The organism is Streptomyces bobili (genome assembly GCF_002154575.1).
GTDB classification, from domain to species: Bacteria; Actinomycetota; Actinomycetes; order Streptomycetales; family Streptomycetaceae; genus Streptomyces; species Streptomyces bobili.
Genome location: NZ_MUBA01000002.1, coordinates 1 through 4,833 on the forward strand (window position 1 = coordinate 1; position 4,833 = coordinate 4,833).

Here is a 4,833-nt window from a genome sequence, read left to right on the forward strand (position 1 = left end):
CGTCGCGGCGCCGCCGCCGGACGTGCGGGCCGGTGTGACATTGCTGCCCGCGCCGGAGCCGCCACGGGCCTCGGTGTCGGCCGGCACGCCGGTGTTCATGCCGCCCAGGGCGATCGCGGCGAGCGACACCGCGCCGGCGGCGACGAAGGCGAACCGCAGCCCGCGCGAACGCTCGGCGTCGGACCGGCCGACGGGGTGGATCCGGAAGCCGCGCTCGCCGGAGGGCGCGAGCACGGAGCCGTGGTCGCGCGCGGGGACATAGCCGAACTCGAACGGCTCGTCCCGCTTCACTCCGAAGACTCCGGACGCTCCGGGGCGGGCCCCGAATCTGTCGCCGAAGCCTCCCCCGAGCGGCGGCAGGCCGTCGTCGGGGTCACCTCCCCCGGGCAGCCCCTGGAGGCGTGCCAGGAAACTTTCGGAGGGGGCGGGCGGGGCCACTTCCGCGAAGACGTTCTTCAGCCGGCGCTGTGCGTCGACCTCCGCCTTGCATTTGGAGCAGGTCGCCAGATGCGCCAGCACACGCTCACGGGTGTCATGACCCAGCTCGCCGTCCACGAGGGCGGAGAGCCGGTCGCCGAGATGCTGCTCGGCCGGGGTGGGACGGGTTCCAGTCACGCGGTCGCGCCCCCTCCCCCCAGAGCGGGGACACGGGCCACGAAGGAGCGACGCTCGGAGCGCGCCTCGGGCGAGCGGTGGGCCAGTGCCTTGCGCAGCTGCGAACGGCCGCGGTGGATACGCGAGCGGACCGTGCCCAGCTTGACGCCGAGGGTCGCGGCGATCTCCTCGTACGACAGGCCTTCGATGTCGCACAGGACGACCGCGGCGCGGAACTCCGGCGCGAGGGTGTCGAGGGCCTGCTGGACGTCGGCGTCGAAGTGGGCGTCGTTGAAGACCTGCTGAGGGCTGGGCTCCTTGCTGGCCAGCCGCTCGGCCGCGTCGTCGCCGAGCGAGTCGAAGCGGATGCGCTGCTTACGGCGGACCATGTCGAGGAAGAGGTTGGTGGTGATGCGGTGCAGCCAGCCCTCGAAGGTGCCCGGCGTATAGGTGGACAGCGAGCGGAAGACGCGGACGAAGACCTCCTGGGTGAGGTCCTCGGCGTCGTGCTGGTTGCCGGTGAGGCGGTAGGCGAGCCGGTACACACGGCCGCTGTGCAGGCTGACGATCTCCTCCCACGTGGGCGGAGTCCACGCCTGCCCGTCCGCGTCGGTGGAGAAGGTCGCGGTCTGGGAAGGGCCGGCGCCAAGGCCGGCGGCGTGGCTGAGGTCAGCGGTGTCGTTCACGGATTTCGGCCTGCCTGCCGAACCGAGAAAGCGCCGCAGCGCTCCTCCCCGATCCACAGGTGCAGCCGCACCTCCCCTGTCGGCTCTGGTGGTGTCCAGCGGAGCCCCTACCATAGCCACCTCGCCCGTTAGCTCCGGATAAGCGGTTTTACGAGAATTTGATCTGGGCTGACACGGCTCATACGGCTGCGTCAGCACTTGCTGGGCATCCCGTGCGTCGCCGTGATCCAACCGTGTCCCCCCGTAGTCCGTCACACCCCTTCAAACGCGCGGTCCCATCTGCGGGTTCCCGGCACCAACGGATACAGTCACGCCCAGGCAACCACGGGGACAGGAGAGGGTCATTACCGGCAACCGGCAGACGAGCTGGGCGTTCGCCGACGCCTATGTCGCCGAGGACGAAGCACTGCGCTGGGCCCGTGACCGGGCCCGCGACGCGGGGCTGCGCTCGGTGTCGCCCAGCACGGGCGCCACGCTGCGGTTGCTCGCCGCCACCGTGGACGCGAAGTCGGTCGCGGAGATCGGTACCGGTACCGGCGTCTCGGGGATCCACCTGCTGCACGGCATGCGCCCGGACGGCGTCCTGACGACCGTGGACCCCGAGCCGGAGCACCAGCAGTTCGCCCGGCAGGCCTTCCGGGCCTGCGGGTTCGCCAGCAACCGTGCCCGGTTCATTCCCGGCCGCGCACTGGACGTCCTGCCGAGGCTCGCGGACGCCGGCTACGACCTCGTCTTCTGCGACGGCGACCGGCTCGAGGTCATGGACTACCTCGCTGAATCGTTGCGCCTGCTGCGGCAGGGGGGTCTGGTGGTCTTCGAGGGCGTCTTCGCGAACGGCCGCACGATCGACTCCGGCCCGCAGCCCACCGAGGTCATAAGGGTCCGCGAACTGCTGCGTGCGGTGCGCGAGAGCCAGGAGCTGGTGCCGTCGCTGCTGCCGGTGGGCGACGGCCTGCTCTGCGCGGTCAAGCGCTGACGGCGCCGGCGCCGAAGAGAGCCACACCGGCCGCGCCGACCCGCACCGCAGTCCGAACCACAGCCAGGCCTGCGGTCGCAGCCGCCGACACCGCCGTGGTCGAGCCCGCCCGCCCGTATCCCTGCCCGCCCGGTACGCCGTTCGGGCTACGCACCCCTGGGCAACCGCCGGACACCCGGCAAAAAAAGTCTCCCCGACACCCTTGAGGATGCCGGGGAGACCGAAGGGGTATGGTCGCTTGCGCGTCAGCCGACGACCTTCTTGAGGGCGTCGCCGAGCGCGTCGGCCTCATCCGGGGTCAGCTCGACGACGAGCCGACCGCCGCCTTCGAGCGGAACGCGCATGACGATGCCCCGCCCCTCCTTGGTCACCTCGAGCGGGCCATCGCCCGTCCGCGGCTTCATGGCCGCCATGCTCGTTCCCCTTCCTGAAACCAGCTCATCGTCAAAGCCGACGGCCCGTGAAGGGCAAGGCGCGGCCCAGGATGGGACCCACGACACCGGCATCGAACACATTGCTTCCCAGCCATTATCCCGCATCGCAGGACCCGATGACCAACATCGGTCGGCATCGCTTGGGCAACGCGCGCGAGCAAAACCACTCAATTCGGCGATGTGACTGCGATACTGCGCGCCCTCAGGGACTTCCGGGCACCGGAAATCGTCCCGATTTCTTTGACACAGGTCACACGTCCCGCGCGCTCGGCATCCATCATGCTGTCCTTCGGACACCTGCGTACACCTGCGCACACCTGCGTACTGGTCAGTACGTCAGCCGCGACACCGGAGGGGACATCCCATGGCCGACACCGTGCTCTACGAGGTGAGCGACGGGCTCGCGACGATCACCCTGAACCGCCCGGAGGCGATGAACGCGCTGAACATCGCGACCAAGATCGCCCTGCGGGAGGCGGTGGAGTCCGCGGCGGCCGACGACGCCGTACGGGCCGTGCTGCTGACCGCCGCCGGTGAGCGGGCCTTCTGTGTGGGCCAGGATCTCAAGGAGCACATCGGGCTGCTGGCCGAGGGCTCGGGCAAGGTCATGAGCACGGTCAAGGAGCACTACAACCCGGTCGTGCGGGCGCTGACGGAGGCGCCGAAGCCGGTGGTCGCCGCCGTGAACGGGGTCGCCGCGGGCGCCGGCTTCGGTTTCGCGCTGGCCGCCGACTACCGGGTCGTGGCCGACACGGCGTCGTTCAACACCTCGTTCGCGGGGGTCGCGCTCACCGCCGACTCCGGCGTCTCCTGGACCCTGCCCCGGGTGATCGGTCCCGGCCGGGCCGCCGATCTGCTGCTGTTCCCGCGCAACCTCAAGGCGCAGGAGGCGTACGAGCTGGGGATCGCGAACCGGGTCGTGCCCGCGGAGTCGCTGCGCGTCGAGGCCGAGAAGGTGGCGCGTGCGCTGGCCGACGGGCCGACGGTGGCGTACGCGGCGCTCAAGGAAGCCGTCGCGTACGGGCTCTCGCACTCGCTCTCCGAGACATTGGACAAAGAGGACGAGCTGCAGACCCGGGCGGGTGCGTCGGAGGACCACAGGATCGCCGTGCAGGCGTTCGTGAACAAGGAGAAGCCCAAGTACCTGGGCCGCTGAGTCCGGCGATGCGAGCGGTGTCGGGGGCTGTGGGCCGTCCCGGCCGAGGCAGGGCCCCCGGGCCCCTCACACCGCGCCGCGGGACACGCAGGCCGCCAGGTGGTCGTCCACCAGGCCGCACGCCTGCATGAGGGCGTAGGCCGTCGTGGGCCCGACGAATCGCAGGCCGCGCTTCTTCAGGGCCTTCGAGAGGGCCGTCGACTCGTCCGTGACCGCCGGGACGTCCGCGAGGGTCTTGGGGACCGCGCGGGTCGCCGTGTCCGGCGCGTGGGACCAGATCAGTTCGTCGAGTTCGCCCGGTGACCAGCCGGCCAGCACGCGGGCGTTGGCGAGCGTGGCGTCGATCTTGGCGCGGTTGCGGATGATGCCGGCGTCGGCGAGGAGGCGGTTGCGGTCCTCGTCGGTGAAGGCGGCGACGGCGTCGATCTTGAAGTCGGCGAAGGCGGCTCGGAAGCCGGCGCGGCGGCGCAGGATCGTGATCCAGGACAGGCCGGACTGGAATGCCTCAAGGCTGAGGCGCTCGAAGAGGGCCTCGTCGCCGTGGACCGGGCGGCCCCACTCCTCGTCGTGGTAGGTCACGTAGTCCGTCGTGGACAGGGCCCAGGGGCAGCGCAGCGCGCCGTCCGGGCCCGCGAGGGCGGTGCCGTCACTCACTGCTGGTCCTCCGGTCCGGGCTTGTCCATGGAGACGTGCGGCTCGGGCGTCCGGGCGACGGCGAGCGCGGACTCCAGCTCGCCGATACGGGCGTCCCGCTCGGCGAGTTCGGCGGCGAGGCGGTTGAGGGCGTCGTCGACGTCGGACATGCGGTAGCCGCGGGCGGCGAGCGGGAAGCGGAGGCGGTCGACGTCGGCCCGGTCGAGGGGGCGGTCCGGGGGCAGGGGGTCGTGCAGCCGCTCGGGCGCGACCTCGGGCAGCGGACCGGTGCCCTCGCCGCCGCCCACCACGGCGAGTGTCACCGCGGCCACCACGACGGCGAGGGCGATGACC

General features: G+C 71.4%; 7 protein-coding genes. 2 read left to right on the forward strand and 5 right to left on the reverse strand.

What is annotated here, in order from left to right; genetic code table 11:
• Together BZL64_RS00290 and sigE are read right to left on the reverse strand one after the other, a co-directional pair.
• A partial coding sequence (locus BZL64_RS00290; RefSeq protein ID WP_208639330.1) for an anti-sigma factor family protein occupies positions 1 to 615 on the reverse strand: 615 nt, incomplete at its 3' end.
• Positions 612 to 1,394, reverse strand: coding sequence for an RNA polymerase sigma factor SigE (gene sigE, locus BZL64_RS00295; protein WP_208639331.1), 783 nt, complete (start codon positions 1,392 to 1,394; stop codon positions 612 to 614). The genes BZL64_RS00290 and sigE, both read right to left, overlap by 4 nt.
• 163 nt (positions 1,395 to 1,557) lie before the next feature.
• Between sigE and BZL64_RS00300 the strand changes: the two genes are divergently transcribed.
• Positions 1,558 to 2,256, forward strand: coding sequence for an O-methyltransferase (locus BZL64_RS00300; RefSeq protein ID WP_086764528.1), 699 nt, complete (start codon positions 1,558 to 1,560; stop codon positions 2,254 to 2,256).
• A gap of 245 nt (positions 2,257 to 2,501) precedes the next feature.
• On the opposite strand, the gene BZL64_RS40470 is transcribed toward BZL64_RS00300, so the two are convergent.
• Positions 2,502 to 2,669 carry a DUF3117 domain-containing protein gene (locus BZL64_RS40470; protein WP_003966491.1) on the reverse strand — a complete coding sequence of 56 codons (168 nt, stop codon included), beginning with the start codon at positions 2,667 to 2,669 and terminating at the stop codon, positions 2,502 to 2,504.
• Between the two features lie 385 nt (positions 2,670 to 3,054).
• Here BZL64_RS40470 and chcB point away from each other — a divergent pair, with 385 nt between their 5' ends.
• Positions 3,055 to 3,846 carry a 2-cyclohexenylcarbonyl CoA isomerase gene (gene chcB, locus BZL64_RS00310; RefSeq protein WP_086764534.1) on the forward strand — a complete coding sequence of 264 codons (792 nt, stop codon included), beginning with the start codon at positions 3,055 to 3,057 and terminating at the stop codon, positions 3,844 to 3,846.
• A 66-nt stretch (positions 3,847 to 3,912) separates the two neighbouring features.
• On the opposite strand, the gene BZL64_RS00315 is transcribed toward chcB, so the two are convergent.
• Positions 3,913 to 4,500, reverse strand: coding sequence for a DNA-3-methyladenine glycosylase I (locus tag BZL64_RS00315; RefSeq protein ID WP_086764538.1), 588 nt, complete (start codon positions 4,498 to 4,500; stop codon positions 3,913 to 3,915).
• The coding region (locus BZL64_RS00320; protein ID WP_086764542.1) for a DivIVA domain-containing protein at positions 4,497 to 4,833 on the reverse strand (337 nt) is incomplete at its 5' end. The genes BZL64_RS00315 and BZL64_RS00320, both read right to left, overlap by 4 nt.